Consider the following 25,681-nt stretch of genomic DNA (forward strand, 5'->3'; position numbering starts at 1 on the left):
TCGATAATGATGCGGGCATGTTATATATTTTAAAGGAGAATCGTAAATTAAGAAGTGCTCAAGTTCTTAATTTTTAATATAATGGCTAGGTTTTAATAGTAATAAACGAAATACGATGTTGTCATATGCGAATATTTGTTTAAGGTTTTATAGCAAATGCGCGTACAGGGAAACCTGGCGCATCTTTAGGCTTAGGACTGATTGTGTAAATAATTGCCCCTCGACTTGGGAGTTGATCAAGATTTGTCAGTAGTTCTACTTGGAAAGTATCTTGACCTAATACATAACGCTCACCAATAATGTCACCGTTTTTTGCGACATCGATAGAGGCATCGGTATCAAATGTTTCATGACCGATGGCTTTCACATGGCGCTCTTCAAATAAATACTTTAATGCGTCTAGTCCCCATCCAGGTAAATGGAGCGCACCAGCATCATCTTTATTCTCGAAAGCTTCAATGTTGGGCCAACGTTTAGACCAATCACTTCTAAATGCAACAAAGGTGCCTTGCTCAATAGGGCCGTTATCAGCTTCCCATTGTTCAATGTGTCGACGCGTTAAGATGAAATCCGAATTTGCTTTAACGCTTTTTGAAAAATCTAAAACAACGAGTGGTAGGGCAAGTTCTTTTAAATTTAATTCATGTAAATAGCGCGTATGTTCCACAAAATGAATCGGTGCATCAATATGGGTACCATACTGACTCACAACATTCCAATTTTGAACATAGAATCCGTCGTCTGCGACATTGAATAGTGTCGACACTTGGGGCCGTTCAAATTCGCTAAAACACGGTATGGTTTCATCAAAAGTGTGGGTCAAATCGACCCAAGTTGCTGATTTTAATTCTTCTAATTGCTTCCATAAAGGATAACTCATACGCATCACCTATTTAAGTTAATTTTAAACAGTTGCTGGATTTGTTGATTTACGTAATTTATCGACAGAATTAACTAACACACTTAAGGCTTCTTTAACTTCATCTTCTTTACGCGTCTTCAAACCGCAATCTGGATTTACCCAGAATAATGAACGATCTATTTCTTGTAATGCTCTGTTAATTGCAGCTGTAATTTCTGATTCAGTTGGAATTCTTGGACTGTGAATATCGTATACACCTAAACCAATACCTAAATCATAAGTAATATCTTCAAAATCTTGAATCAAATCACCATGGCTACGAGAAGTTTCAATAGAAATAACATCCGCATCTAAATCATAGATTGCATGAATAATTTGACCGAATTGAGAATAGCACATATGCGTGTGAATTTGTGTTTCATCAGCGACTGAAGATGTTGAGAGTTTGAATGAACGAACGGCTTTATCTAGATAGTCTGCATGGTATTCTGAACGAAGTGGTAAGCCTTCTCTTAATGCTGGCTCATCAACTTGTATGATTTGAATACCTTCACTTTCAAGCGCTAATACTTCTTCATTAATTGCTAATGCAATTTGGTCTTGAACCTCTTCACGTGGTAAGTCAACACGTTCAAATGACCAGTTTAAAATAGTGACAGGACCAGTAAGCATACCTTTAACTGGTTTATCAGTTAAACTTTGTGCGTATAATGTTTCTTTGACAGTAAGTGGCTCTGTCCATTTAACATCACCATAAATAACAGGTGGTTTAACCGCACGTGAACCGTATGATTGTACCCAGCCATATTTTGTAACTAGGAAACCTTGAAGTTTTTCACCAAAGAACTCTACCATGTCGTTACGTTCAAATTCACCATGTACCAGAACATCTAAACCGATATCTTCTTGAATTTTTATCCAACGTGCAATTTCATTTTTTAGAAATGTTTTATATGCTTCATCAGTGATACGGTTATTTTTCCAATCAGCACGGTATTTACGTACTTCTTGAGATTGTGGGAATGAACCGATCGTAGTTGTTGGTAAATCAGGTAAATTTAGGCGTGCGTCTTGTGCTTTTTTACGTTCTTTAAATGCTGATTGTCTAGAAGTTCTGACGCTATCAAAGTCGTATTCAAGATTTTTAAATGATTGGTTTTGAAAGCGTTCATAGCGGGCTTTCAATTCATTGTATTTTTGATCATCGTCGTTGTTGAATAAACGTTTTAACGCATCGAGTTCATCTAGTTTTTCAGTAGCAAAACTTAATCCTTCTGCAATAGAAGTATCAAGTGTTTCATCATCAAGTGATACTGGAACGTGTAATAATGAAGATGAAGGTTGAATGACAAGGTCATCTGTATAATTTTGTAATGTTTCGATAAGCTCTTTTTTAGCTTCTATATCAGCAGCCCATACATTACGACCATCAATAATACCTGCATAGAGTGTCTTCGTACGATCAAATTGGCCGTCTTCAATTTGTTTAAGATTAAAGCCGTGGTCGTGTACGAAATCTAGACCGATACCTCTGATTGGTAGGCTGTTTAAGAATGATAAGTTTACGCGTTCAAAGTAAGTTTGAACGACTAGGTAATCACCTAAGTTTGCTTCAGAAAAATAATTATATGCCGTTTTTGTGATGTCTTCGTAATCTGCGCTATCGTCCGTAACAAGTGCAGGTTCATCAATTTGAATATACTCTGCGCCTGCATCAACGAGTGATTGTAAGACTTCTTTATATAATGGCAATAATGTTTGTACTTTTTCTTCAAATGATTGGTCGCCACCTTTAGATAACTTAACAAACGTAATTGGACCAACGATCACAGGGTGTGCGTTGACGTTTAATGATTTTGCATAGTTAAAGTGTTCTAATAATACATTTTTATTTAATTTTGGTTCAGCATTGTCCCATTCAGGTACAATATAATGATAATTTGTGTTGAACCATTTAATTAAGGCACTTGCAACATGTTCTTTGTTACCTCTGGCAATATCAAATAGTAAGTCATCATCGATATCTCTACCTTGGAAACGTTCAGGAATGATATTGAAAAGTAATGATGTATCAAGAATATGGTCATATAAAGAAAAATCGCCAACCGGAATACTAGATAAATTATAATTTTTTTGTAGTAATAAATTCTCTTTGTGCAAATCTGTTAATTGTTGATGTAATGTTTCTAAATCATATTTATTTGCCCAGTAACCCTCGATGGCTTTTTTCCATTCTCTCTTTCTACCTAATCTCGGAAAACCTAAGTTTGATGTTTGAATTGTCATAATATTGCCTCCTGTTTAGTTGAAGTAATTGATTTTGAATAATTTGCAAGTTCCAGTGTATAATCGACTTTTTGGAATGGTGTAATTAAATACAAGCCATTAAAATATTCATGCACTGTGTCGATCAATGCTTTTGATAATTCAATGCTCAATGATTTTGTTTTTGCTTTATCATCTTTAACAGCTTCAAATTGTTCGAGAATGGCTTCTGACAATTTAATGCCTGGTACTTCATTGTGTAAAAATAATGCGTTGTTATAACTAGTGACAGGCATAATGCCAATAAACAATGGCACATCTAAATGTTTGGTTGCTTCATAGACTTCTTTAATTTTCTCTTTGCTATAGACCGGTTGGGTTATAAAGTAGTGGGTACCACTTTCTAATTTTTTCTCTAACCGTCGTACAGCACCGTCTAATTTTCTTACATTTGGATCAAATGCCCCTGCGATGTTGAAGTTCGTCTGCGTCTTCAGCGCATCACCGTCTGTGTTAATACCTTGGTTGAAGCGTAAAGCAATTTCAGTTAATCCTTTAGAATTCACATCGTATACATTGGTTGCGCCTGGAAGGTGCCCAATCTTTGAAGGATCACCTGTAATGGTCAAAATTTCATTAATACCTAAGAGTGATAGGCCAAGTAAATGTGATTGTAAGCCAATCAAATTGCGATCACGACAAGTGATATGGACTAAAGGTTCGATGTCATATTGTTGTTTAATGATACTCGCTGCGGCAACATTACTGATTCTTACTGTGGCTAACGAATTATCAGCTAAGGTTACGGCATCAATCTTGGCATCGTCGAGTTTTTTGATATTTCTGAAAAATAAGTCTGTGTCAAGATGTTTCGGTGTATCTAGTTCAACGATAATTGTAGGTCTGTGTTTAACCTTTGATGTTAGATTTTGTTTTTGTGTTGGTTTCTCCGAATGACCCGTATATTTAGCGATAGGAATGACATTTTTTTGGTTTATCGGTTTTAAATCTGAGACCGATGATTTGATGTATTGAATATGCTCAGGTGTCGTGCCACAACAGCCGCCAATTAAACGAACGCCTTCATTGATGAGTTGCTCAGCTACTTTTCCAAAATAAGCTGCATTATCACTATATTTAAATTGACTATTTTCAATATCTAATAAGCTTGCGTTTGGATAACATGATAGATAAGCACCATCGGGCAGTTCAATATGTGAAAACGATTGTTGCATATGGTGGGGACCGTGATGACAATTCAGTCCAACAATATCAGCACCGCTCTTAACAACTTGTTGCATGGCTGTATTGATTTCAGTACCATTTCTTAAATAGTTTGTATTTAAAGCCGTGAGTTGAGCAATAATCGGAATATCATATTTACGTTTAGTAGCTTTGATAATGGTTGTAAGCTCTTCTAAATCGTAATATGTTTCAAATAGAATGCCATCAACACCTGCATCGATTAATGTCTCAATTTGTATTTCTGTATGATATTGAATCGATGATAATTCTAAATCTTCTTGTTTGATACCCCTGAATCCACCTACTGTGCCTAAAATAAAGGTGTCGTCGTTTGCAGCTTGTTTAGCAATTTCTACTGCTGCGTAGTGAATGTCTTTAACTTTATGCTCAAGACCAAAAGGTTTTAACTTTTCAAAATTAGCACCATACGTATTGGTTTGAATAATATCGGCACCAGCGTCTATATAAGAACGATGAATGCGCGCCACTTTATCTGGATGTGTAATATTATAGGCTTCTGGGCATGTATCTAGACCTTCTGAATATAGAATGGTTCCAATCGCACCATCAGCTACTAATATGTTGTGCTTTAGTTTGTCGAGTAGTTGACTCATTGAAGGCCTCCTTAAATGCATAATTTAGATCAGAGATTAATTCATCTGCAGTTTCTAATCCAACGCTTAATCTAAATAATCCAAAAGTGATATTTCTGGCTTCTCTTACTTCTTTAGGTACAGCCGCATGTGACATCGTAGCAGGGTGTGAAAGTATTGTTTCAACACCACCTAGGCTGACGGAAACTAAAGGTAAGGAAAGGGCATCTACAAAATCTTGCGCCTTTGTCTCATCTTTTAAGCGGAAACCTAATACAGCACCGCCATGACTTGCTTGAGATAAATGTAAATCGCTATTTCCTGGGTAATAGACTTCTGCAATTTCATCACGTTGTGCTAGATACTCATAAAGTTTTTTAGTGTTTTCAACTGATTGATTAAAACGTACAGGCAATGTTTTTAAGTGTTTAGCCAGTGTCCAACTATCTTGAGCAGATAGGGCAGTACCTGTACCGTTTTGTAATAAATATAATGCATCGGCAATCGTTTGATCGTTTGTTATTGCTACGCCTGCAATAATATCAGTATGTCCACTTAAGAATTTGGTAGCACTATGCACGACAATATCAGCGCCGAGAGCTAAGGGTGATTGTCCTAGTGGTGTCATAAACGTATTGTCTACGGCGAGTTTGAGATGATGTTTTTTAGCAATATCGGCTGCGCCTCTAATGTCTGTAATTTTAAACAATGGATTAGAAGGTGTTTCAATATATATCAGTTTAGTATTATCTTGAATAGCCTCTTCAATTTCATTTAAATGCGTCGTATCAATAGTTGAAAATTGTATATTAAAACGAGTTAGAATTTGTTCTGTTAATCTAAACGTACCTCCATAAACATCATCAGGTAAGATGACATGATCACCTGCATTTAAAGTTAATAACACAGCTGAAATGGCTGCGATACCTGATGCGTATGCAAAGGCATGACTTCCGCCTTCCAATTTAGCTAATTTTTCTTCTAATAAGGCACGGTTTGGATTACCACTTCTGGCATAATCATATTGTGCACCGCCGCCAAGCGTTTTTTGATGGAAAGTTGAAGAATCATATAAAGGAGGATTTGCAGAATCGTAATCTACACCTCTATGTGAATCGAATATTACTTCAGTTTCTTTTGATAAACTCATGAAATCACTCCTTGTTTAGATTTTTCTAATGCTTGAATAATGTCTTGTTCGATATCTTCATAGTCTTCGATACCGATGGATAACCTAATCAAATATTCATCGATGCCCCGTTTGTCTTTCTCTGCGTCTGGCATATCTACATGTGTTTGTGTATATGGAAATGTGATAAATGTTTCTGTACCGCCAAGACTTTCTGCAAAAATACAGACGTTTAAATGTTCTAAGAATTTATCCACTTTATAATCTTTATTTAAACGTAAACTCAACATACCTGTACGTCCGCTATAAAGCACTTTGTCGATGGCCTCTAAGTCACTACATCGTTCTGAGAGTAATTTCGCATTATATTCTGAACGATCCATTCTCAAATGGAGTGTCTTTAAACCACGTTGGAGTAGGTAGCTATCGAATGGTGACAAAGTAGCACCAATCATGTTGTGTAACTGTCCTAATTGTTCTGCAAGTTGATTATCTTTAACGGTTACCACACCAGCAAGTACGTCGTTATGTCCGCCAATATATTTTGTAGCTGAATGTAAGACGATATCTGCACCATCTTCTAATGGCGTAGAAAGGTATGGTGTTAAAAATGTATTATCTATAATAGTCAATAAATTAAATTTTTTGCTTAAGATATAGAACGGGTCTACATCTACTTCAATCATTTGTGGGTTTGAGATTGGTTCAATGAACAATGCTTTAGTATGTTCTGTAATACTTTGTTCCACTTCTTCATAATTGAGGAAGTCAACATATTTGAAATGGATACCATACTGTTGTTCATAAAAATCGAAAAGTCTAAAGGTACCACCATATAAATCGAAAGATACCAATATTTCGTCACCAGATTTGAACAGATTACATATTAATTGAATAGCAGACATGCCACTTGATGTTGCAAATGAAGCTGTGCCGTGTTCCAATTTGGCAAATGCCTCCTCAAATGCTGAGCGTGTTGGGTTCTTAGTTCGTGTGTAATCATATCCTGTTGACTCACCGAGATGTGGGTGTTGATATGCTGTTGATAAGTAAATTGGATTGGCTATGGCGCCTGTATGATCATGTGACAATGCGATTTGTGCTAGTTCAGTATTTTTCATAATTGTTAACCTCCTTGTAAAAATAAAAAAAGCTCCCGTCCTTTAAACCCGAAAATTCGGATGTAAAGGACGAAAGCTTAGCTCGCGGTACCACCTTTGTTTGTTACATTATCACTAAAGTAACCTTATCCAGTACGCTAAATTGTTGTATATGTAACGTTGACTGAATCGTGCTATCATTTTTCGTAAATAAAAAACCCATTCTATAAATAAAATGAGTATTAACGAGAAGATAACGTGTGGAATAATCCAGTACGCCATTTAACAAAATGTTAATACTGTAGCGCTATAACGGGCGCGCCCGTTGATACCTCATATTGGCATCAACACTCAAAGGCCATTTTCAAACTTTCTTTCTGTATCTTCTTTCAGCGTTACGAAGACTCTCTGTGTCAGCAGTGTAAGTTCTACTTTCCTTGTTACTGTGTTTCTGTTATTTCGAATTTGATATACCCAAGATTACACATTAAAATTACTTTTGTCAACAACTTATCTGAAAATTTCGATTAAACTAATTATTTGTCCTATATTCTTTGGTAGATGAGTGATGATATAATAGGCACATCTAATAATAAATCAAATTAAACGAGCTAGAGAAAATAGAAAGTAGGTGTTTGACAATCGAAAATCATCAAGATGAGCGATTAACCATAGAAGATAACGAAAATATTCAAAAAATATCTATGACTACCGTGAAGGCAAATCCATATCAACCACGTAAAACATTTGATGAGGAACGATTAAATGATCTTGCCAAATCAATTAAACTTCACGGCATATTACAACCCATCGTTTTGAGAAAAACGATTTCTGGCTATCATATCGTTGTCGGCGAAAGGCGATTTCGTGCTGCAACAATTGCGGGATTGACTGAAATACCTGCGATTGTTAAATCACTTACGGATGAAGATATGATGGAACTTGCAATCATTGAAAATTTACAGCGTGAGGATTTAAATGCAATTGAAGAAGCGGAAAGTTATCGTAAATTGATGGATGACTTAAATTTAACGCAGCAAGATGTTGCGCAACGTCTAAGTAAATCTAGACCTTACATTGCGAATATGTTGCGTTTATTAAACTTGCCACAGACTGTTTCAAATATGGTGAGAGATGGTGCGTTATCAAGCGCTCATGGCCGCACATTATTAAGTGTTAAGGACAAACAAAAAATGCAACAAATTGCCAAACAAGCTTCCCGTGAGGCATGGAGTGTAAGAGAATTAGAACATTATGTCACTACACATTATAGTGATAATAAAGATAAAGTAGAGGCTACACAAAAGGCAACAAAACCAAAGTTTATTAGACAACAAGAACGTCAACTTAAAGCGCAATATGGTGCAAATGTAGCTATTTCCACTAAAAATAAAAAAGGCCAAATTACGTTTGAATTTAAATCAGAGGATGAATTTAAACGATTAATTCATCAGTTAAATGCTAAATATCAGCATGACGAATAAAAATTTAAAAGAGGTATGACTATGATATTTGTTTTTGATATAGATGGCACAATTTGTTTTAATGGCAAATTTATAGAATCACGGTTAAATCAAGTGATACAGCAATTGAATCGGCAACACGATATCATATTTGCGTCAGCACGACCTATACGTGATTTGTTACCAGTTGTTAGAGATTACAGTAATCATTGGCTCATTGGTGGAAATGGCTCTATAATTTCAAAATATGGAGAAATTCAAACCATGGCTTATATCCCGAATGATTTATTTGAAAAGATTGTGAAGTTAATCAGCGATTATGATTTAAAATATATTATCGATGGAGATTTTGACTATGCTGCTAACGTAAGTGAAAGCCATCCAATTTATAGACAATTAAATCCAGATGGTTTAGCAAAGAATGTGAAGGTTGCTCATATTCAACATCCAATTAAGGTGATTCTATTCGCGACTGAAGAAAAAACATTTAAAGCACTTAAACAATGGTTTCAAAGTTACGAGAATGTGTTATCAATCCATATACACGAAGTGGATCATAGCATAGATATTACAGCCAAAAACATTAATAAGTACTCGACCTTAAAGCACATGATTGGTGCACAAAACTATATTGCCTTTGGAAATGATGTGAACGATACGCAATTATTAAACCATGCCCAACAATCTTTTTATGTGACTAGTACATCAGGCTACTCTGAGGCTTATGATGTGTATATTCAAAATAATGCTGAATCCGTAGCAACAGTCATAGAAGATTTATACTTAAGTGAAAAATAAGAATAAAAACACGCTAAAAAGTAGTGAAGCACAGACTTTTTAGCGTGTTTTTAGTTGACTAATCATAGTGGATTAAAGTTTTAGATCATACAATATACGATTTCAATTTATAAAATGTGAGCAAATCAATACATACCAAAGAATTTGAATTTATATTTTTTTAATTAGTTAACATTTTGTGAACTATGCATTTAGAAAATGTTTGGATTAATTGTTAATGATTGTAAGTTATATTATTTCGTACAATAATAGTGGTGAGAAGTAATTAGGAGGTATAATATATTAACAGAAAGAGAAATTCAAACAATTAGAGATACAGTGCCATTACTTAAAGAAAAAGGACAAACTATTACGGAAATTTTCTATAAAAGGTTATTTGAAGTGCATCCAGAATTAAAAAATGTATTTAACCAAACAAATCAAAAAAAGGGACTGCAATCATCAGCACTTGCTATGGCAGTACTGGCAGCAGCGGAAAACATTGAAGATTTAACACCTATCGTACCAGCAATAATGCCTGTAGTTTATAAACATTGTGCTTTACAAGTGCAACCGGAACATTATGATATTGTTGGAGAAAATTTAATTTGGGCAATCCAAGAAGTGACAGGTTTAGAAAATAATGATCCTATTATTCAAACATGGATAAAAGCTTATGGAGCTATCGCTGATGCCTTTATTGGCTTAGAAAAAGATATTTATAAACAAATGGCATGGGAAGGTTTTAAACCATTTGAAGTTACAAATATCACTGAGGAGACAGAACTTATTAAATCATTTACTGTCACATCAAATCGCATTGATTTAAGTCAATTTATACCAGGACAATATATAACTGTAGATATTTCTAGTGAAAAATTACCTTATCGTGCAAAAAGACACTATTCCATTGTTGATGGAGATGAAAGTTACTTAACATTTGGTGTAAGAAGAGATGTTACTGAAGCGCACGAAGGTGAAGTTTCTACTGTGTTACACGATGAAGTAACTGAAGGTGACATTTTAAATATATCTGCACCAGTAGGTGGATTTAAATTAGAAAATACAGAAAACAAACAATTATTTTTGGGTTCAGGTGTAGGGGTTACACCGCTTGTCTCAATGTTTAATGAAGCCGTTAACATAGGTACACCAGCTATTTTCTTACAATCAACATCTAACGCACAAAATGTTGCTTTTGAAGAAAAATTAACTACAATTGCAAATCAATCAGACCATGCCCAGTTTTATATTCATTTTCGTGATGAAGATGGTTTTATCGAATCAGAACAACTGCGTCAATATGTGGACAATGAGACGGAGATCTATGTGTGTGGCGGTAACTCATTCTTAAAAGCAATGATTGCTGAATTACAAACATTAGGTATTTCTATGAATCATGTTCATTTTGAAACATTTATACCAAGACTCAGTTTTTCAGTATAATATAAAAGGATTAAAGATTTAAGGTATTAGAGATTTAATCATTTTTGCAACGCAGGTATATAACATCAAATATTTAATTTGATGTTATATACCTGCGCTTTTTGTTTCTAGATTAGAATTATTATTAAAATTTAAAAAATTTTTAAAAAAATTTAAAACATGATAACCATAGGCTTTAGGGCGATTTGAAAGTAACTAGATTATTATGACTATTTTGTGAAAACAATTATTATAAAACGTCTTAGCTTCGCTTTTTAAAGCGGTTTCAAAGGTGTATTTTGTCAAAAAATTAATATATTTATTTTAATAAACACAAACTTGACATAAAAAATTTCAATGAGTAAAGTGTGTAGCATAATTATTTTCAAATAATTCAAAAAACGTAGTATAACTTGAATTTAAGTAAGCGTACATTAGAAGAAAAGGGGTGGACCCGTTAATGTCAGAAACAAAAATTACGTATGATGATTTCAATCCACACGCTTTTGAAACACTGGATATCACTGATGAAACTAAAGGTGCACGTGAAGTGATTAGATGGGCTTACGATGTATATGGTGATTCTATTATTTATTCATGTAGTTTCGGTGCAGAAGGCATGATTTTAATTGATTTAATTTCTAGTGTGAAGAAAGATGCGGAAATTGTATTTTTAGATACGAATCTCCACTTTCAAGAGACATACGATTTGATAGACCGTGTTAAAGCACGTTATCCGGAATTAAACATTAAGCTTAAACAACCGAGTCTTACTTTAGAAGAACAAGCGGATCAAGTTGCGCCAGCTTTATGGAAACAAGATCCAAATCAATGTTGTTATATTCGTAAAATTAAACCGCTTGAAGAAGTGTTATCTGGGGCGACAGCTTGGGTTTCAGGTTTAAGAAGAGAACAATCACCGAGTCGACAGGCAACTAATTTTATTAATAAAGATGAACGATTCAAATCAGTAAAAGTGTGTCCTCTGATTCATTGGACTTGGGATGATGTGTGGGATTATATTAAAGCGCATGATTTACATTATAACGAACTACATGATTTCAATTTTCCAAGTATTGGTTGTATTCCATGTACTGAGGCCGTTTCTGGTAATGGTGATTCAAGAGCAGGTAGATGGACGAATTCTACTAAGACGGAATGTGGTCTACATACGACGAATAAACCATAAATTAAGTAGATTCTTTTTTTTACACTAATAACCTAGTATTCGTATCGGAAATATAATGAATGTTGTAGAAGATATAAAATTCGATTGCTATATCGTTGATATGGCAAGAAATAAAATTGATTAAACCTACTTAGACAATAATTATAATTTATCAAATAAATATCGGGGTGAATGCATTGTGAATTTATCAGTATCAAATAGTCCTTTTGACCAAGAACAAGCAGCAAAGTTAAATCAAATTTTTCAGACGTTAACTGCTGAACAACAAATATGGTTAACCGGTTACCTTACAGCGCAACAAGGGTCTGTAACACAAACAGCAGAGGCGCCACAACAGGTGGCAGAATATGTTTTAAATAATGAATCCGAAAGCCAAACAAACAACGATCGTCACATTACCGTGGTTTATGGTTCGGAAACAGGCAATGCACAAAGTTTAGCTGAAATATTTGCAGATCGACTGCTTGAACATAATTACACTGTAAAGTTAACGGCGATGGATGAAATTAAACAGAAGGAATTTAAAAAAGTAGAGGATTTATTTGTCATTACTGCCACGCATGGTGAAGGTGATCCACCGGACAACGCACTTACATTTCATGAATTTATACATAGTCGTAAGGCACCAAAATTAGAAAATGTAAGGTTCTCCGTGCTTGCATTAGGAGACGAGTCATACGAGTATTTCTGCCAAACAGGTAAAGACTTCGATGCAAAATTATTAGAATTAGGTGCTGAACGCCTTGCGGATAGACAAGATTGTGATTTAGATTTTGATGATTTAGCTGAAAAGTGGATGAATAAGAATATTGAAATTCTAAATCAATCTAGAGGTCATGGTTCAACGGTGACTTCTACCGAAACAGTACAATCTGCCAAAGAAAAACGTTACTCAAAATCGAATCCCTACCAAGCCGAAGTATTAGAGAATATCAATTTGAATGGTCGAGGTTCTAACAAAGAAGTTAGACATGTTGAATTGCTATTAGATAATTACGGTGAATCATTTGAACCTGGAGACTGCGTGGTAGTCTTACCTCAAAATGAACCAGAAATTGTGACACTACTGATTGAGACACTGGGTTGGGATAAAGATATTGAAATTCCAATCAATGATGATGGCGATACATTGCCATTGGAAAAAGCGTTAACTGAACACTTTGAGATTACTAAGCTGACAAAACCATTACTTCAAAAAGCAGCGGAGTTATTTGGCAATACGGAGTTACTTAGTCAAATAGACAATGCAGAATGGATACAACAATATGTTGATGGTCGCGATGTCATAGATTTATTAACAGAATTTCCAACTTCAGAACTGAAGCCAGAAACATTTTATAAATTACTAAGGAAATTGCCAGCAAGAGAATATTCTATCGCTAGTAGTTATGAGGCCACACCAGATGAAGTGCATATAACCGTTGGCGCCGTTAGATATGAAGCGCACGAACGCACGCGTAAAGGTGTGTGCTCTGTCCAACTAGCAGAACGGATTCAACCTGGAGACACATTACCGATTTACCTTAAAAAAAATCCAAACTTTAAGTTTCCATTTGATGAAGAAACGCCAGTCATTATGATAGGGCCAGGCACAGGCGTAGCACCATTTAGATCTTATATGCAAGAACGTGAAGAGCTTGGGTTATCTGGCAATACGTGGTTGTTTTTCGGAGAACAACATTTTACTACAGACTTTTTATATCAAACAGAATGGCAGGCATGGCTGAAAGATGAAACATTAGCTAAACTGGATCTCGCTTTTTCACGAGATACAGAAGAAAAAATTTATGTTCAGCATCGTATTGCCCAACAAAGTGAGCTATTTTATGAATGGCTACAAGATGGTGCAGCAATATATGTTTGTGGTGATGAAAAACACATGGCAAAAGATGTGCATGACACCATTCGTAGTGTTATAGAGCAAGAAGGTGACATGTCAGAAGCAGATGCAGAAGCTTATCTTACTCAAATGAAACAAGAAAAACGTTACCAAAGAGATGTTTACTAAGAAAGGAATGATTACATGGCTGAAACAAAAGTCAATTTTTCAGACAAACTGGATGAAATGGAACGTATCAAAGCACATAGTGATTATCTTCGAGGATCGATTGTTCAAGGTTTGGCAGATAGAGTAACAGGCGCTATCGCAGAAGAAGATACAAAACTTTTAAAATTCCATGGTAGTTACATGCAAGATGATAGAGATATACGTGATGAACGTAGAAGACAAAAGCTAGAACCTGCGTATAGCTTCATGATTAGAGTGCGTGCGCCAGGAGGTGCATCAACAGCAGAGCAATGGATAGCAATGGATGATATTGCTAATACATATGCGAACGGCACAATCAAACTAACTACAAGACAGGCATTTCAATTTCACGGTATTTTAAAACGCAATTTAAAACAAACGATGAAAGATATTAACCAGTCCTTATTAGATACACTTGCGGCTTGTGGTGATGTGAATCGTAACGTTATGTGTAACCCTAATCCATATCAATCCGATGTGCACAGTGAAATCAATCAAATTGCTAGTGATATTAGTAGACATTTATCACCGAAAACGCAAGCCTATCATGAGATTTGGTTAGACGGAGAAAAAGTCTTAGATACCAGCGATGAAGAACCAGAGCCAATTTATGGCAAAACATATCTTCCGCGTAAATTTAAGATTGGTATCGCAGTACCCCCGTCCAATGATATAGATGTTTATTCTCAAGATATTGGATTAATCGCTATTTTAGAAAATGAACAACTTGTTGGCTTTAATGTCGCTGTAGGTGGCGGTATGGGTATGAAACATGGTAATACAGCAACCTATCCACAAGTTGGCAGATTGATTGGTTACATTCCTAAGGAAGAAGTCGTCGATGTATGTGAAAAGATTTTAACGGTTCAAAGAGATTATGGTAATCGTGAAGACCGTACGAATGCACGCTTTAAATATACAGTAGATAGACTTGGCGTTGATTGGATTAGAAATGAAATCAACAATCGCTTAGGTTGGCAATTAGAAAACAAGCGTCCTTATCATTTTGAACATAATGGTGATCGCTATGGGTGGACTGAAGGTAGTGGTAAATGGCACTATACACTCTTTGTTCAAAACGGACGTGTAAAAGATACGGAAGATTATAAATTAAAAACAGCATTAAGAACGATTGCAGAAGTTCACACAGGTGATTTTAGGTTAACACCGAATCAAAACCTTGTGATTGCGAATGTAGCTGCACATAAAAAGAATGAAATTGAAAAAATTATCACAGATTTTGGTATTACAGATGGTCAACATTATACAGGTTTAAGACGTAATTCTATGGCTTGTGTTGCTTTCCCAACATGTGGACTGGCGATGGCAGAGTCAGAGAGATATTTACCATCGTTGATTACGAAGATTGAAGATTTACTTGATGAAGCAGGTCTAAAAGAAGAAGAAATTACGATCAGAATGACAGGTTGTCCAAATGGCTGTGCAAGACCAGCGTTAGCAGAAGTTGCATTTATTGGAAAAGGCCCAGGTAAATACAATATGTATTTAGGCGGTGGCTTTATAGGTGATAGATTAAACAAAATCTACAAAGAAAATATCGGTGAAGCAGAAATTTTAGAAAGTTTAAGACCTATTTTATTACAGTATGCAAAAGAAAGAACAGAAGGCGAACATTTTGGTGATTTCGTTGTACGTGCAGGCATCGTTGAAGAAGTCAGAGATGGGCAAACATTCCATAGTTAAAAATTGAGAAAGTGGTGACAGGATGGGGAAAGTATTTTTAGTAGGCGCAGGGCCTGGAGACCCTGATTTAATTACAGTTAAAGGGTTAAAAGCAATTGAACAAGCAGATGTCATCTTGTATGACCGATTGGTGAACAAGGCGTTGTTAAATCACGCGTCGCCTTCAGCGAAATTTATGTATTGTGGGAAAGATCCGAATCGTCATTCATTACCACAAGAAGATACGAATAAATTACTTGTCAATCTAGCGAAGAAAGGACAAACCATCACAAGATTAAAGGGTGGAGATCCATTTATCTTTGGTAGAGGTGGAGAAGAAGCAGAAATATTAGCCGAACATCATATACCATTCGAAATCGTTCCTGGCATCACTTCAGGTGTTGCAGCACCAGCATATGCAGGTATTCCAGTAACACATCGTGACTATAGTTCATCTGTTGCATTTGTAACAGGTGTGATTAATAAAAACATAGATAAAGAAAGTTACTGGAAACATCTTGCACTTGGACCGGAAACGTTATGTATTTATATGGGTGTTAAAAAATTACCTGAAATTAGTGAATTATTGATGAAACATGGTCGTTCATCTGAGACACCTGTCGCTTTAATTCATCTGGGAACATCTGAATTTCAAAAAACTGTGGTAGGCACATTGTCAAACATCGTCGAAGTAGCAAAGGATATTGAAAATCCAGCGATGATTGTTGTCGGAGAAGTAGTCAAACTAAGAGAACGTATTAGTTGGTTTGAAGAAATGCCTGTTGAATCAGCAGTAGCGAAATTAACATATCAATAGAAAGTAAAACAGGTGAGTTTATCGCTATAAATAAGGAGGGGTAACTATGCGAGGTGTCTTATATGTGAGTCATGGTAGTAGGGTTCCAGATGCAGTGAACGAAGCGACAGACTTTATTGATTTAGTCAAAGCGCAGGTCAATGTGCCATTACAGGAAACATGTTTTTTAGAATTAACCAGCCCGAATTTGGCACAAGGATTTCAGCGTCTAGTAGATAAAGGTGCGACAGAGATTTCAGTCGTGCCAGTGTTGTTATTAAGTGCAGGGCATTACTACAAAGATATTCCAGCAGAAATTGAACATAGTCAGCAAAGATACCCTAATGTACATGTGTCCTATGGCAGACCGTTAGGCGTACAACCGAGACTGACTGAGATATTAAAGCAGAGAATTGAAGAATCTGGCGTGACGCCTAATTCGGATGCAAAAGTGCTCATTATCGGTAGAGGCAGCTATAATCCCCAAACACAAAAAGATATTTCTACAATCAAGACACAGTTGTATGAACAAACTGAAATTGAAGATATCGAGACTTGCTACTTAGCAGCTTGTAAGCCTGCATTCAAAGATGCACTACACAGCGCAGTACAAACGGAATGTTCCCAAATATATATTGTGCCTTATTTATGGTTTACAGGTATTTTAGATCAACAAATCATTGATACGGTTACAGAATATCAAAATGATAAAGAGATTATATTGTGTAAACGATTGGGTAAACATCAACATTTACAAGATGCATTGAAAGCACGTGTTGAAGAGACTTTTGAATATGTGACACAGTAATTCATTTTAACAAGGAAGTGATGGTATGCCATTCATACCACTTATGATAGATATTTCTAATAAACGCGTCGTGATTGTGGGCGGTGGACAGGTTGCTGAACGTCGTATTGGCACATTAGTTAACTATACAACCCATATTAAAGTCATTAGTCCTTCGCTTACGGTTGCACTATATCATCGCTACGAACAGGGTGAGATGAGTTGGTGTGCTAAATCATTTGAAGTAACTGATATCGCGGAAGCAGATTTAATCATTGCTGCCACGAATGATAATCGCGTAAATCAACAAATCGCTGCTTCTAAACCGCAACACGCATTACTAAACATGACGACTAAAGCACATGCTGGTGATGTTGTATTTCCAAGCATATTAAGAAGAGGCCGATTAACGCTGAGTATTTCTACAAATGGTGCAAGTCCAACGCTCACTGCACAAATTTTAGAAGAGTTTAAAGCGCGCTTCGATCTCAGTTATGAAGCGTATGTGGATTTTTTATATGAATGCAGACAGCGTATCAAACGAAGTAATTTAACGACACAAGAAAAACAAGATTTTTTGAAACATGTGTTAGATCCATCCTATAGAGATAAAAATAAACAAATCAAAATGATAAAGAAACTTGAATCACTAAACTAAAGTCGGAAGGGGCACGACAAATGCATAAATTATTTATCTTTGCACTTGCAGGATTCCTTGCTCAGCTCATTGATGGATCACTAGGTATGGGTTTTGGTGCTTCATCATCATCAATATTACTCACATTTGGTATCGCACCAGCAATTGCATCCGCAACAATACATTTTTCAGAAATTGCAACAACGGCTGCTTCTGGTACCTCACATCTGAAATTTGAAAATGTACATAAACCTACCATGATTAAGTTAGCAATACCAGGTGCGATTACATCATTTATTGGCGCAGCGTTTTTAAGTCATATACATAGTGATTTGATTAAACCTTTTATAGCAATATTTCTATTAACAATGGGCATTTATATTTTATATCAATTTTTATATAAACGTAATCAAACAGTTGTTAAAGATCCTTCGACGATCGGGCGTTACGCCATGATTCCCCAAGGTGCAGTTGCAGGATTTTTAGATGCCATTGGTGGTGGCGGCTGGGGTCCAGTCAACACACCTTTATTATTAGCACAGAAAAAGCTAGAACCGAGATATGCCATAGGTACAGTATCTGCAAGTGAATTTTTTGTCACTATTTCAGCATCCATCAGTTTCATTATCTTCTTGGGATGGAGCCAGATTAACTGGGGGTTAGTGATTGCGCTAAGTATTGGTGGTTTGATTGCTGCACCTTTTGCAGCATGGTTAGTTAAAATTTTGCCGATGAATATATTAGCAGTCTGTGTTGGTGGGCTGATTATTTTTACAAATAGCAGTTCACTAATTAGTGTTTTTCAATTAAATGCCACAACTTCCATAGTGATAAAAATTGCAGTCATACTGCTTTGGATAGGCTTAATTATTTTCGCTTTATATCAAAATAAGAAGCTACCTATAGATTTTTCTAAAAAGAAAGTGAATGTTAACGCAAATGAGATAGATTAAAAGGAGTGAATCAATATGGCATTAACAAAAGAAATTATTGAAAATACGATTCAACCACATGGTGGTACATTAATTAATAGAGAAGTTAACGCTGAGCTTAAGGAAACAATGTTGGAAGTATCGCATTCCATGCCAGCCATTACACTGAATCCTTGGAGTTTATCAGATTTAGAACTGATTGGCATTGGTGGTTTTAGTCCACTTACAGGTTTTATGAAAGAAGCGGATTATAATGAAGTCGTCGAAAATCTCCATTTGAAAAACGGTCTAGTGTGGAGTATACCGATTACGTTGCCGGTTACGGAAGATAAAGCAAATGAGCTTGAAATTGGTGAAAGCATTGCGTTATATGGTGAAGATAATCATTTATATGGTGTGCTTGAACTTGAGGAAAAATATACCTATGACAAGGAGAAAGAAGCAGCATTCGTTTATGGTACTACGGATATTGAACATCCAGGTGTATTGAAGGTATATGAAAAAGGCAGTGTCTATCTTGCTGGACCCATTCACCTAGTAGATCGACCGAAACATGATGAATTTGTCGATTATCATTTGGACCCATCTGAGACGAGACAATTGTTTTATGACTTAAATTGGAAAACGGTTGTTGGGTTTCAAACGCGTAATCCTGTACACCGTGCACATGAATATATTCAAAAAGCAGCTTTAGAATCTGTAGATGGTTTATTACTGAATCCTTTAGTAGGTGAAACAAAATCAGATGATATTCCTGCAGCCGTTCGCATGGAAAGTTATGAAGTGATATTAAAAAATTATTACCCGGAAAATAGAGCGAGATTAGTTATTTATCCAGCTGCGATGCGTTATGCAGGTCCACGTGAAGCGATATTACATGCCACAGTACGAAAAAATTATGGTTGCACGCATTTTATTGTAGGACGTGATCACGCGGGTGTCGGTGATTATTATGGAACTTACGATGCGCAAACACTCATCGCACAATATGAAGATGAATTGGGCATACAAATTTTGAAATTTGAACATGCTTTTTACTGCAATGTTTGTGAAAATATGGCAACAGCCAAAACATGTCCACACGATGCTTCAGAACATTTACATTTGAGTGGCACGAAAGTTCGTGAAAAATTAAAAAACGGAGAGTCCTTGCCGAAAGCTTTTTCAAGACCAGAGGTAGCGGATGTACTTATCAAAGGATTACAAGAAAAATAAGATCAAAGGAGTTTGAACATGGCCACTTCAAATCATATTACATGGCATGAATCAGCAGTTACGAAAGTAGAAAGACAACAACGTAATCAACATCGCAGTGTTGTCATCTGGTTTACGGGTTTATCAGGTTCTGGTAAATCTACGATATCAGTAGCATTAGAAAAAGCATTATATCAACAACAAGTACATACGTACCGACTAGATGGAGATAATGTCAGACATGGCTTAAATAACAATCTTGGCTTTAGTCCGGAAGATCGAAAAGAGAATATACGTCGTATTGGCGAAGTAAGTAAACTCATGGTCGATGCAGGATTAATTACGATTACAGCGTTTATATCGCCCTATCAAGCTGACCGAGATGAAGTACGAAACTTATTAGACGACAAAGAATTTATCGAAATATACACGTCTTGTAGTATAGAAACGTGTGAATCTAGAGATCCTAAAGGATTGTATCAAAAAGCAAGAAACGGAGAAATTAAAGGATTTACTGGAATCAATGCGCCTTATGAAGAGCCCAATAATCCAGAAATTATTATAGATACAGAGCAAGACAGTATTGAAACAGCTGTTAATCAAATTATTGACTATTTAAAAGTACATGACTATCTTGATGTGAAACCAGTATAGGTTAAGCATTGATGTTTGGGAGAACGTGATAGAGATGTGCAAAATAACTGATACATACAGAAGGTCAACATGTGAATCGTACGCAAAGGGGCATTGATATGGGCATTTTAAATATAATTGCATATTGTTTGATTATAATTTTTGTACTCGTCGTGGTTTTAGGTGTTTGGCTTGTAAATAAAGGACAAGATAGAAAATATTTTTTGACTGAATTGAAAATTATTGTCACGCTACTCATTATGAGTTTTGTTGGTTTAGGTATTTCACTAGTCATATTAGGTTACTTAGGTGAAATATGATGTCTATTTTTAATCAATGTTATCAAGCTATGTAGATAATGTTTATTGTATATCAGTGGGGAAGTGATACATCAACCTCAGAAAAAGAAGCGCTCAGGTGATTTAATTCAATGGATCTGAACGCTTCTTCTTTATTTAATTTTTCGTATGGTTGGCTCACTTTCTAAGGATCCAGCTTCAGTCTGAGGTCTTTAGCTTGTCCTGTTCCTTCAAGCGTCTCGCCCAAAATACATTGTATTTATATGACTATACATCATCAGACACTGCTTTTTGGTTATACTTAATTTAAAATGAGTTGATTAAAAATGATGGCTCAACGTTGTGTCGACATGTAATTTGAGTCGTAGCAAAGTTAAATGCATCATGATATAGTAAATAGATAAATTTTAAACATAATCAAATGTAGGTAGAGGTAGGTTCTAAGCATGAATAAGTCCATAGAAGAAATTGCCAAGGTTGAATTACATTGTCACCTAGACGGTTCAACAAGTGTTGAATTGATTAGACAACTTGCAGATGAACAAGGCGTTAACTTAGATGAATCAAAATTATTTGTCAGTAGTCAGTGTGATAGTTTAGATGACTATTTACAGTGTTTCGATGAAATATTAAAAGTACTTCAGACAAAAGATAGTTTGAAACGTGCGGTTGTAGATGTTGCCAAGCAAGCATATAACGATAATGTGAAATATATTGAAATTCGTTTCGCACCATTATTTCATATGGATCAAGGGTTAACGATGACAGAGGTGTTGGAAGCAGTAGAGTTAGGTGTTAATGAAGCGGTTAATACATTAGGGATAGGCGTTAATTTGTTAATATGTGCGATGCGCCAACATCATACTGAACAAAACCAAGCACTTTTTGATTTTATTCATCAACATCATCATGAAGCAATTTGCGGCATTGACTTTGCAGGTCCTGAAGTAGGATTTCCTACTGTAGCGATTGAAGATACAATAAAATATGGCTTAGATAAAGGTTTCAATCTTACGCTACACGCTGGAGAGTGCGGTTGTATGCATAATGTGATAGAAGGTATTAAATTAGGCTCGAAACGTATTGGACATGGTGTTGCTATAAATCAAGATAAACAATCATTGCAGTTTGTTAAAGAAAATGACGTACTCTTAGAGATGTGTCCAAAAAGTAATATTCAAACCAAAGCCATTACAGGGTTAGAAGCATTAAATTTACCTTATTTGCTAGAACAAGATATACCTTTTTTAATTAATACAGATAATAGAACCGTTACACAGACATCATTAAATGAAGAATATACTTTACTTATAGAAAATGAAATGATCACATTAGAACAAGTTCAATATATTAATGAAAGAGCAGTAGACTATGCATTTTTAAGTGACGAAGAGAGAAAGCAGTTACACTTAAAAATGTAAAAATTATTTAAAACCCGAAGCAATAAATATACTAGCATGTTGATTCATAAAAAGATGATCACCAGCATAAAATGTATAAGCCTGTGTTTGTGATAAACCTATTTGAGCAAAGGCTTCTAGAATATCAGATTGCTTAAAGCCATTGTAAACTTTTGGATGCTGAACATTTTCATTTTTATCAAAATCAACTAAAATCAGCATGCCTCCTGGATTGAGGTGCGTGTAAAGTTTATGCAATAAAGCTTTATAGTCACCACTATGAAGTAAGACTAAAGATAAGAAAATGGCATCATAGGTTGATTGGTTTAATGGATGATCATTAGCCAAAATATCGCCGACAAGTGTTTGAATAGAAGTCTTTTCTAATGCTGATATTTTTTCATCAAAAATATTTACCATTTGAGTTGAGGCATCCATAAGTGTGACTTGTTCAAAGTGATGATCTATATTTAATGTTACGAGTCCAGTGCCACCACCGTAATCTAATAACGAATGGTAAGTTGTATGATTGAGCAATTGATTTGTTGCTTGGGCAATGATTTGTGCTAGGTGAATTCTGTCAGGGTGGTCATACTTGTGAGCCATTTGTTCAAACTGGTCTTTATTCAAGGTAAAACGCCTTTAGCATTTAATGGTTATTATAGATACATTAAGTCTTTAATTGATTTTAGCATAAGACCATGCAAGGATACAAATCGTTTTATTCAAAATCATATACATTATAAATCTTATGATTTTATCATATTAACATTTATAAGCCTAAAGTAGGATTGAGTAAATTTAAAATACTTGGTTTACTATTATATATAGAAGAATGTGTAATGGAAGGAACAGTCAACGTGAATAATTATTTAAAAATGACGATAGGCAGTCTGTGTCTCATCATGCTAATTATATGCATTGCGTTTAATTTAACGGAAAATATGGATGCCAGCATATATCAATTACTACATCGTACGATGTCTTCAGAGATAATCGTTCAATATTTAACAATGATTTCAACAGTATTTTCACCTATATCTTGTTTATGTATGGTGTTAATCATATTACTAGGTTTACTGATTTATGATAGATTTAAATGTGTTTGGTATGGATTTTGGTGTTTTAGTGTCTTTGCTATTGGAACTTTTTTAAAATATGCTATCCAACGTCCAAGACCGAGTGCGGCCATCGATGGTTATAGTTTTCCTAGTATGCATGTGTTAAGTGTATGTATCTTAGTTAGTTTGATTGTATTATTAGTGAAACATAAGGCTGTCATCTTTATAGGCGCGATATTAATCTTATCAATTATGATATCTAGAATTTATTTACAAGCACATTATTTCACAGATACGATAGCTAGTTTATGTGTATTGTATATATTAATACAAACACTATATATTGAATTTGAAACTAAAGGTATTTTTAGTGTGATTTTTAAAAAAAGTAATAACACTTGAATTTTAAATTGCTTGATATATAATAGAATTATAAGTAAATGAAAGCTATAACTCATTACTTTGTGAAGAAGGTGAGTCAAATAGAATCACATAAAAAAGAACAACAATTTTCAAATTTGATTCGTTCTTATCGTAAACAACATGTAGGTAAAGGGCCTCAGTAAGTACAAGTTTCGTTTAAAGGAAACTGGGCTATTGCCTATATGACGGGCGCGTTAAGTAAAGTTGAACAGTTTTATTTAGGCGATAAACAAAATGAAGTCATGCTTCACTATAACCGCACTGAAAAGATAAAACAGTTATACAGCGATATTAAATTAGATGAAATGGAAACGCTCGTTGGAGCTAAATTTGTTAAATTATTTACAGATATTGATTTAGCCGATGATGAGGTTGTATCAATATTTGTATTCGATAAATCAATTGAATAAATACGGAATGGTGTAAGGTACTCGGTGCTGTTTGCTAACTACGTTTTGAATGATTCATTCAAGGAGGTGGTATGTGCAAATCGTATCGAGTATTTTTTTGCTTCGAAGATGCACATAAGTTCAGTAACATTGCACAGTTTTAAAAATAAATTATTAGGAGAGATAAGCATGAAAATCGTAGCATTATTCCCAGAATCCGTAGCAGGCGAAGATAATCAATTATTAAATACTGAAAGAGCAATTGGTTTGAAACCATTTTTAGAAGAAAAAGGACACGAATTCGTTATATTAACAGATAATGAAGCTGATTTAGATAAACATTTAGCAGATATGGATATCGTTATTAGTGCGCCATTTTATCCAGCATATATGACGAAAGAACGTATTGAAAAAGCACCTAATTTAAAATTAGCAATCACTGCAGGAGTAGGTTCAGACCACGTCGATTTACAAGCGGCAAGTGAACACAATATTGGTGTAGTAGAAGTCACTGGTAGTAATACAATCAGTGTTGCAGAACATGCAGTTATGGATTTACTCATCTTATTGAGAAATTACGAAGAAGGTCATAGACAAGCTAAAGATGGCGAATGGAACTTATCAAAAGTTGGTAACCATGCGCATGAATTACAAAATAAAACAATTGGTATCTTTGGCTTCGGTAGAATTGGCCAACTTGTAGCCGAAAGATTGGCGCCATTTAATGTAACAATCCAACACTATGACCCAATCAATCAAAAAGATAATGAGCATTCTACTTTTGTTAATTTTGATGAATTAGTATCAACAAGTGATGCGGTTACAATCCATGCGCCTTTAACACCTGAAACAGATAACTTATTTGATTATGATGTGTTAAGCCGTATGAAAGTTGGCAGCTATTTAGTAAATACTGCACGTGGTAAAATTGTAAACACAAACGATTTAGTGGAACTCTTAAATGCGAAACATATTCAAGGTTACGCAGGTGATGTTTGGTATCCACAACCAGCACCAGCAGATCACCCATGGAGAACGATGCCTAGAAATGGTATGACAGTGCATTATTCAGGTATGACTTTAGAAGCACAAGCGCGTATTGAAGAAGGCGTCAAAGATATCTTAACGCGTTTTTTCAATAACGAAGGTTATTTATGATTTTTCTAATCTTTTCTTTGTATGAATTATTTTCGCTTATCTTTAAACAACCTTGAATATACAAGAATTTGTTTACTCTTAAGTGATTTATAAAAAGCGGCAAAAACATTTTAATTGATAAATAGAAAACGCCAGCAAGATAATTTTCAATTCGAAACTATCTTGCTGGCGTTTTTTGTATTCACGTGCCAGACTCTTTTTTAATATAGATT

General features: G+C 35.2%; 22 protein-coding genes, 2 pseudogenes and 1 other annotated feature. Of the genes and pseudogenes, 17 read left to right on the top strand and 7 right to left on the bottom strand.

What is annotated here, in order from left to right; translation table 11 throughout:
* Nucleotides 1-139: 139 nt before the first annotated feature.
* From ACP7BT_RS10605 to ACP7BT_RS10625, 5 genes are read right to left on the bottom strand one after another with little or no spacing between them, the layout of a single operon-like run.
* Nucleotides 140-880 carry a cyclase family protein gene (locus tag ACP7BT_RS10605; protein ID WP_037539165.1) on the bottom strand — a complete coding sequence of 247 codons (741 nt, stop codon included), beginning with the start codon at nt 878-880 and terminating at the stop codon, nt 140-142.
* A 24-nt stretch (nt 881-904) separates the two neighbouring features.
* Entirely contained in the window at nt 905-3,151 is a 2,247-nt protein-coding gene (gene metE, locus ACP7BT_RS10610; RefSeq protein WP_152609421.1) for a 5-methyltetrahydropteroyltriglutamate--homocysteine S-methyltransferase, read from the bottom strand.
* Nucleotides 3,145-4,986: a bifunctional homocysteine S-methyltransferase/methylenetetrahydrofolate reductase gene (locus tag ACP7BT_RS10615; protein ID WP_041080301.1), complete on the bottom strand. Its 1,842-nt coding sequence runs from the start codon at nt 4,984-4,986 to the stop codon at nt 3,145-3,147. Before ACP7BT_RS10615 ends, metE begins: the two co-directional genes overlap by 7 nt.
* On the bottom strand, nt 4,940-6,115 hold the full coding sequence (metC, locus tag ACP7BT_RS10620; RefSeq protein ID WP_002484348.1) for a cystathionine beta-lyase MetC: 1,176 nt from the start codon (nt 6,113-6,115) through the stop codon (nt 4,940-4,942). The genes ACP7BT_RS10615 and metC overlap by 47 nt, the downstream gene beginning before the upstream one ends.
* Complete coding sequence (locus ACP7BT_RS10625) at nt 6,112-7,215, bottom strand: PLP-dependent transferase (RefSeq protein ID WP_002484347.1); 1,104 nt, start codon at nt 7,213-7,215, stop codon at nt 6,112-6,114. Before ACP7BT_RS10625 ends, metC begins: the two co-directional genes overlap by 4 nt.
* A gap of 62 nt (nt 7,216-7,277) precedes the next feature.
* Nucleotides 7,278-7,647, bottom strand: a binding site (T-box leader).
* Between the two features lie 182 nt (nt 7,648-7,829).
* Between ACP7BT_RS10625 and ACP7BT_RS10630 the strand changes: the two genes are divergently transcribed.
* The 14 genes from ACP7BT_RS10630 to add all read left to right on the top strand — a co-directional run bounded on the left by ACP7BT_RS10630 (nt 7,830) and on the right by add (nt 22,459).
* Nucleotides 7,830-8,678, top strand: a complete 849-nt coding sequence (locus ACP7BT_RS10630; protein WP_002484346.1) for a ParB/RepB/Spo0J family partition protein — start codon at nt 7,830-7,832, stop codon at nt 8,676-8,678.
* Nucleotides 8,679-8,699: 21 nt separating this feature from the next.
* Nucleotides 8,700-9,455 (top strand): HAD hydrolase family protein, encoded by a 756-nt coding sequence (locus tag ACP7BT_RS10635; protein ID WP_041080303.1) that lies wholly within the window; start codon nt 8,700-8,702, stop codon nt 9,453-9,455.
* Nucleotides 9,456-9,734: 279 nt separating this feature from the next.
* Nucleotides 9,735-10,880, top strand: coding sequence for a globin domain-containing protein (locus ACP7BT_RS10640; protein ID WP_041080305.1), 1,146 nt, complete (start codon nt 9,735-9,737; stop codon nt 10,878-10,880).
* Nucleotides 10,881-11,319: 439 nt separating this feature from the next.
* A complete protein-coding gene (locus tag ACP7BT_RS10645) occupies nt 11,320-12,048 on the top strand; it encodes a phosphoadenylyl-sulfate reductase (RefSeq protein WP_002484343.1) in 729 nt (242 codons plus the stop codon).
* A 178-nt stretch (nt 12,049-12,226) separates the two neighbouring features.
* Nucleotides 12,227-14,056 carry an assimilatory sulfite reductase (NADPH) flavoprotein subunit gene (locus ACP7BT_RS10650; protein WP_041080307.1) on the top strand — a complete coding sequence of 610 codons (1,830 nt, stop codon included), beginning with the start codon at nt 12,227-12,229 and terminating at the stop codon, nt 14,054-14,056.
* A 15-nt stretch (nt 14,057-14,071) separates the two neighbouring features.
* Nucleotides 14,072-15,781, top strand: coding sequence for an NADPH-dependent assimilatory sulfite reductase hemoprotein subunit (locus ACP7BT_RS10655; protein ID WP_002484341.1), 1,710 nt, complete (start codon nt 14,072-14,074; stop codon nt 15,779-15,781).
* 22 nt (nt 15,782-15,803) lie between these two features.
* Nucleotides 15,804-16,577 carry a uroporphyrinogen-III C-methyltransferase gene (cobA, locus tag ACP7BT_RS10660; RefSeq protein ID WP_002484340.1) on the top strand — a complete coding sequence of 258 codons (774 nt, stop codon included), beginning with the start codon at nt 15,804-15,806 and terminating at the stop codon, nt 16,575-16,577.
* A gap of 46 nt (nt 16,578-16,623) precedes the next feature.
* Nucleotides 16,624-17,364, top strand: a complete 741-nt coding sequence (locus ACP7BT_RS10665; RefSeq protein ID WP_041080308.1) for a sirohydrochlorin chelatase — start codon at nt 16,624-16,626, stop codon at nt 17,362-17,364.
* Nucleotides 17,365-17,389: 25 nt separating this feature from the next.
* Nucleotides 17,390-18,001, top strand: a complete 612-nt coding sequence (locus ACP7BT_RS10670) for an NAD(P)-binding protein (RefSeq protein WP_037539164.1) — start codon at nt 17,390-17,392, stop codon at nt 17,999-18,001.
* 20 nt (nt 18,002-18,021) lie between these two features.
* Nucleotides 18,022-18,933, top strand: coding sequence for a sulfite exporter TauE/SafE family protein (locus ACP7BT_RS10675; protein ID WP_037539163.1), 912 nt, complete (start codon nt 18,022-18,024; stop codon nt 18,931-18,933).
* 15 nt (nt 18,934-18,948) lie between these two features.
* The gene (gene sat, locus ACP7BT_RS10680) at nt 18,949-20,127 is read left to right on the top strand and encodes a sulfate adenylyltransferase (protein WP_041080310.1); all 1,179 of its coding nucleotides are present in this window, start codon (nt 18,949-18,951) and stop codon (nt 20,125-20,127) included.
* Between the two features lie 18 nt (nt 20,128-20,145).
* On the top strand, nt 20,146-20,760 hold the full coding sequence (cysC, locus tag ACP7BT_RS10685) for an adenylyl-sulfate kinase (RefSeq protein WP_011303992.1): 615 nt from the start codon (nt 20,146-20,148) through the stop codon (nt 20,758-20,760).
* A 71-nt stretch (nt 20,761-20,831) separates the two neighbouring features.
* Nucleotides 20,832-21,059, top strand: coding sequence for a hypothetical protein (locus ACP7BT_RS10690; RefSeq protein ID WP_225310478.1), 228 nt, complete (start codon nt 20,832-20,834; stop codon nt 21,057-21,059).
* Nucleotides 21,060-21,484: 425 nt separating this feature from the next.
* Complete coding sequence (gene add, locus ACP7BT_RS10695) at nt 21,485-22,459, top strand: adenosine deaminase (RefSeq protein ID WP_002484331.1); 975 nt, start codon at nt 21,485-21,487, stop codon at nt 22,457-22,459.
* A gap of 3 nt (nt 22,460-22,462) precedes the next feature.
* Here the strand turns inward: add and ACP7BT_RS10700 are convergent, their stop codons facing one another.
* A complete protein-coding gene (locus ACP7BT_RS10700; RefSeq protein ID WP_041080311.1) occupies nt 22,463-23,068 on the bottom strand; it encodes a class I SAM-dependent methyltransferase in 606 nt (201 codons plus the stop codon).
* Nucleotides 23,069-23,280: 212 nt separating this feature from the next.
* Between ACP7BT_RS10700 and ACP7BT_RS10705 the strand changes: the two genes are divergently transcribed.
* From ACP7BT_RS10705 to ACP7BT_RS10715, 3 genes and pseudogenes are all read left to right on the top strand, one after another.
* Nucleotides 23,281-23,901 carry a phosphatase PAP2 family protein gene (locus tag ACP7BT_RS10705; protein ID WP_041080312.1) on the top strand — a complete coding sequence of 207 codons (621 nt, stop codon included), beginning with the start codon at nt 23,281-23,283 and terminating at the stop codon, nt 23,899-23,901.
* Between the two features lie 38 nt (nt 23,902-23,939).
* Nucleotides 23,940-24,332 (top strand): annotated as a pseudogene (locus tag ACP7BT_RS10710) (DUF2294 domain-containing protein).
* 168 nt (nt 24,333-24,500) lie between these two features.
* Complete coding sequence (locus ACP7BT_RS10715; RefSeq protein WP_052463691.1) at nt 24,501-25,469, top strand: NAD-dependent formate dehydrogenase; 969 nt, start codon at nt 24,501-24,503, stop codon at nt 25,467-25,469.
* Nucleotides 25,470-25,498: 29 nt separating this feature from the next.
* Here the strand turns inward: ACP7BT_RS10715 and ACP7BT_RS10720 are convergent.
* Nucleotides 25,499-25,576, bottom strand: a pseudogene (locus tag ACP7BT_RS10720) (replication initiation protein); the annotation flags it as partial.
* Nucleotides 25,577-25,681: the final 105 nt, after the last annotated feature.

The organism is Staphylococcus sp. Y174-1 (genome assembly GCF_049897865.1).
Classification (GTDB): Bacteria; Bacillota; Bacilli; order Staphylococcales; family Staphylococcaceae; genus Staphylococcus; species Staphylococcus saprophyticus.

What these genes read in the sequence shown, in the direction of transcription:
- ACP7BT_RS10635 (WP_041080303.1), top strand. Translation starts at nt 8,700, where the DNA reads ATGATATTTGTTTTTGATATAGATGGCACAATTTGTTTTAATGGCAAA.
- ACP7BT_RS10705 (WP_041080312.1), top strand. Translation starts at nt 23,281, where the DNA reads ATGGAAGGAACAGTCAACGTGAATAATTATTTAAAAATGACGATAGGC.
- ACP7BT_RS10655 (WP_002484341.1), top strand. Translation starts at nt 14,072, where the DNA reads ATGGCTGAAACAAAAGTCAATTTTTCAGACAAACTGGATGAAATGGAA.
- add (WP_002484331.1), top strand. Translation starts at nt 21,485, where the DNA reads ATGAATAAGTCCATAGAAGAAATTGCCAAGGTTGAATTACATTGTCAC.
- ACP7BT_RS10605 (WP_037539165.1), bottom strand. Translation starts at nt 880, where the DNA reads ATGAGTTATCCTTTATGGAAGCAATTAGAAGAATTAAAATCAGCAACT.
- ACP7BT_RS10715 (WP_052463691.1), top strand. Translation starts at nt 24,501, where the DNA reads ATGAAAATCGTAGCATTATTCCCAGAATCCGTAGCAGGCGAAGATAAT.
- ACP7BT_RS10615 (WP_041080301.1), bottom strand. Translation starts at nt 4,986, where the DNA reads ATGAGTCAACTACTCGACAAACTAAAGCACAACATATTAGTAGCTGAT.
- ACP7BT_RS10675 (WP_037539163.1), top strand. Translation starts at nt 18,022, where the DNA reads ATGCATAAATTATTTATCTTTGCACTTGCAGGATTCCTTGCTCAGCTC.
- sat (WP_041080310.1), top strand. Translation starts at nt 18,949, where the DNA reads ATGGCATTAACAAAAGAAATTATTGAAAATACGATTCAACCACATGGT.
- ACP7BT_RS10665 (WP_041080308.1), top strand. Translation starts at nt 16,624, where the DNA reads ATGCGAGGTGTCTTATATGTGAGTCATGGTAGTAGGGTTCCAGATGCA.
- ACP7BT_RS10625 (WP_002484347.1), bottom strand. Translation starts at nt 7,215, where the DNA reads ATGAAAAATACTGAACTAGCACAAATCGCATTGTCACATGATCATACA.
- cysC (WP_011303992.1), top strand. Translation starts at nt 20,146, where the DNA reads ATGGCCACTTCAAATCATATTACATGGCATGAATCAGCAGTTACGAAA.
- metC (WP_002484348.1), bottom strand. Translation starts at nt 6,115, where the DNA reads ATGAGTTTATCAAAAGAAACTGAAGTAATATTCGATTCACATAGAGGT.
- cobA (WP_002484340.1), top strand. Translation starts at nt 15,804, where the DNA reads ATGGGGAAAGTATTTTTAGTAGGCGCAGGGCCTGGAGACCCTGATTTA.
- ACP7BT_RS10645 (WP_002484343.1), top strand. Translation starts at nt 11,320, where the DNA reads ATGTCAGAAACAAAAATTACGTATGATGATTTCAATCCACACGCTTTT.
- ACP7BT_RS10670 (WP_037539164.1), top strand. Translation starts at nt 17,390, where the DNA reads ATGCCATTCATACCACTTATGATAGATATTTCTAATAAACGCGTCGTG.